A 3219-nucleotide genomic window follows, 5' to 3' on the forward strand; every position below is an offset into this window, starting at 1 on the left:
GCAGCGCGACGCGGCCGACGACCGCCCTCGCCTCGTCACGACGCCAGCGCAGCAGCGGCCCGACCGCCATCACCGCGACCAGCGCCAGCGCGATCGGCCCCGCCGCCTTGTTGAAGAAGGGCGGCCCCACCGACAATTGCACGCCGAAGCTCGCCGCGACGATCGGGTAGAGCGTGCCGATCAGGACGATGCCGAGGATCACCGACAGCAGCAGATTGTTCGCGACCAGCCCGCCCTCGCGGCTGACCGGATCGAAGGTCGTGCCCGCGCGCACGGTCCCGATCCGCGCGGCGAACAGAGCGAGCGCGCCGCCGATATAGATGGCGAGCAGCGCGAGGATGAACGCGCCGCGCTCCGGATCGACCGCAAAGGCGTGGACGCTGGTCAGGATGCCCGAGCGCACCAGGAACGTGCCGATCATCGACATCGAGAAGGCGACCACCGCGAGCATGATCGTCCACGCACGCAGCCCGTCGCGCGTCGCCAGCACCGTCACCGAATGGAGCAGCGCGGTCGCCGCGAGCCACGGCATCAGCGACGCATTCTCGACCGGATCCCAGAACCACCAGCCGCCCCAGCCGAGCTCGTAATAGGCCCAGTAGCTGCCAGCAGTGATGCCGAGCGTCAGGAAGATCCACGCGATCAGCACCCAAGGGCGCATCGCTTTGGCGAAGCCCGGTCCGACGTCACGCGTGACCAGCGCACCGACTGCGAACGAGAAGGCGACCGAAAGCCCGACATAGCCGGTGTAGAGCGTCGGCGGGTGGAACGCCAAGCCGGGGTCCTGGAGCAGCGGGTTGAGCCCCAGCCCGTCGGGTGCCGCCGGGGTCAGCCGCGCGAACGGATTGGAGGAGAAGAGCAGGAACGCGTAGAAACCGAGCGCGATCGTCGCCTGCGCGCCGAGTGTCGCGACCAAAGTGCGTTCGGGCAGCGACCGTTCGAAGATCGCGACCGCGCCGCCCGCCAGCCCCAGGATCGTCACCCAGAGCAGCATCGACCCCTCGTGATTGCCCCAGGCGCCGGCGAACTTGTAGAGCCAGGGTTTCGCCGAATGGCTGTTCTCGACGACCAGCTTTACCGACATGTCGGAGTTGAGGAACAGGTTGATCAGCAGCGCCATCGCCAGCGCGGCGAGGACGCTCTGGACGATCGCCACCGGCCGCACCGCCGCGGCAACGTCGTCGCGGCCGCGCGCGATCCCGATCACCGCCATCGCGAGTTGCAGCGCCGCCAGCGCGCCGGCGAGCCAGAGCGCCGCGAGTCCGGCTTCGGCGATCATGAACCGCGGTCCGGTGCGAGCGTCTTGGTCTCGTGCATCTTGCCCGCCATTTCGGGGGGCATGTATTTCTCGTCGTGCTTGGCGAGCAGGTTGGACGCGACGAAGCGGCCGTCGGGCTGGAACTGCCCCTCGGCGACGACCCCCGATTTCTCGCGGAACAGGTTCGGGACGATTCCGGCGAAGACGACGGGCGTGGTCGCGGCACCGTCGGTGACGGTGAAGTGGACGGTGACCCCGTCCGCGGCGCGCTTGACCGATCCGTCCGCGACCATGCCGCCAAGCCGGACCGCGCGGCCGAGCGGCAGCCCGTCGCGCTTCACGTCGGAGGGCGCGTAGAAGAACGACGCCTGGTCCTTCAGCGCGGACAGAGCGAGCAGCCCCGCGACGACGACCGCGCCGAGCGCGAGCAGCGCGAGGGTGAGCCGCTGATGCTTGGCCTTCATCGCTCCGCCTTCCGCATCGCCAGATAGCTGAGCAGTGCGACGACGGCGCCGCCGCCCAGCGTCACGGCATAGGCGGCAATCACGAACGGCCAGGCGGTCATGCGCGCACCTTCACGCTCTGGCCATCCGACGCATCCGCGCCTCGGCCTTGGCGGTGGCGAGCAGGGTCCGCATCCGCATCAGCACGATTCCCGCAAAGACGAAGGTGAAGCCCGCGAGCATGATCGGCAGCGGCCAGAGGATCGCGCCGTCGATCGTCGACTTGGTCAGCCCGATGCTCGGCCCCTGATGCAACGTGTTCCACCAGATCACCGAATAGCGGATGATCGGCAGCAGCACCGATCCGGCCAGGCCGTAGAGTGCAGGCACGCGACTGTCGCCGCCGCGGTCCGCATCGGCTTTCGCCAGCGCCATATAACCGAGATAGACGAAGAACAGCAGCAGCATCGAGGTCAGCCGCCCGTCCCATTGCCACCACGTCCCCCAGGTCGGCCGTCCCCAGATCGAGCCGGTCATCAGGCACAAAGCCGCGAACACCGCACCAGGCAGCGCGATCGCGCGTGCGGCGATGCCGGCCAGCGGATGACGCCAGACGAGCAGCATGATGCTGGAGATCGCGATCCCGCTCCAGCCGCCCATGCCGAGCCAGGCGGCGGGAACATGGATGTAGAGGATCCGCACCGTCTCGCCCTGCAGATAGTCGGGCGGGGTCTGCGTCAGTCCCGCCCAGCAGCCCAGCGCGATCAGCGCGACGCCCGCCCAGAACAAAGCAGGCGTCAGCGGCCTGGCGATCTTCAGGAAGCGCGCGGGATTGGCAAGGGCGTGCAGGGTGGCCACTGGGTGTTACCACTATGGCAAGTCGTCACGGACTTAAAGCCCCCCTCCCCACGTGGGAGAGGGCGGGCGGATGAGGGGTATGTGGTCGCGCGCGCCACGCCCCCTCATCCGGCGCTTTGCGCCACCTTCTCCCCGGAGGGAGAAGGATTTAACGGCCGATCAGGCGCTTTGCGATCGAATCGGCGACGTCGGACGACGGTTCGCCGCTGCGGTCGCTCTCGTCCCAGACCTGGATCAGCCGCTCGGGGATGCGTGCGATCCGCGCCTTCACTTCGGCTTCGTCGCCCTGGCCGAGATATTCGAGCCCGACATTGATGATGCCGCCCGCGTTGATCACGTAATCCGGCGCATAGAGGATGCCGCGTGCGTGCAGTCGCGCGCCGTCCTCGCGGACGCTGAGCTGGTTGTTCGCGCCGCCCGCGACGACCTTTGCCTTGAGCGCGGCGATCGACATTTCGGTCAGGATCGCGCCCAGCGCGTTCGGGCTGAAGATGTCGGTGTCGGTCGTCAGGATCGCCTCGGCGGGGACTGCGGTCGCGCCGAGTTCACCCGCCAGCGCCTGCGCGCGGCCCTCGTCGCGTCCGCGAGCGTCAGCACCGCGCCGTCCTTCGCGAGCAGCCGGGCGAGCCCGCCGCCGACCGAGCCGACGCTGATCGCGAC

General features: G+C 68.8%; 3 protein-coding genes and 1 pseudogene. All 4 read right to left on the bottom strand.

Going from position 1 to position 3219, the window contains the following annotated elements; genetic code table 11:
* The coding region (locus NI18_RS17690; protein ID WP_037531863.1) for a heme lyase CcmF/NrfE family subunit at positions 1-1279 on the bottom strand (1279 nt) is incomplete at its 3' end.
* On the bottom strand, positions 1276-1722 hold the full coding sequence (gene ccmE / locus NI18_RS17695; protein WP_031395338.1) for a cytochrome c maturation protein CcmE: 447 nt from the start codon (positions 1720-1722) through the stop codon (positions 1276-1278). The genes ccmE and NI18_RS17690, both read right to left, overlap by 4 nt.
* A gap of 111 nt (positions 1723-1833) precedes the next feature.
* The gene (gene ccmC / locus NI18_RS17700) at positions 1834-2559 is read right to left on the bottom strand and encodes a heme ABC transporter permease CcmC (protein ID WP_037531866.1); all 726 of its coding nucleotides are present in this window, start codon (positions 2557-2559) and stop codon (positions 1834-1836) included.
* A gap of 148 nt (positions 2560-2707) precedes the next feature.
* Positions 2708-3219 (bottom strand): annotated as a pseudogene (locus NI18_RS17705) (amino acid dehydrogenase); the annotation flags it as partial.

Source organism: Sphingomonas sp. Ant20, assembly GCF_000783375.1.
Lineage (GTDB): Bacteria > Pseudomonadota > Alphaproteobacteria > Sphingomonadales > Sphingomonadaceae > Sphingomonas > Sphingomonas aerolata.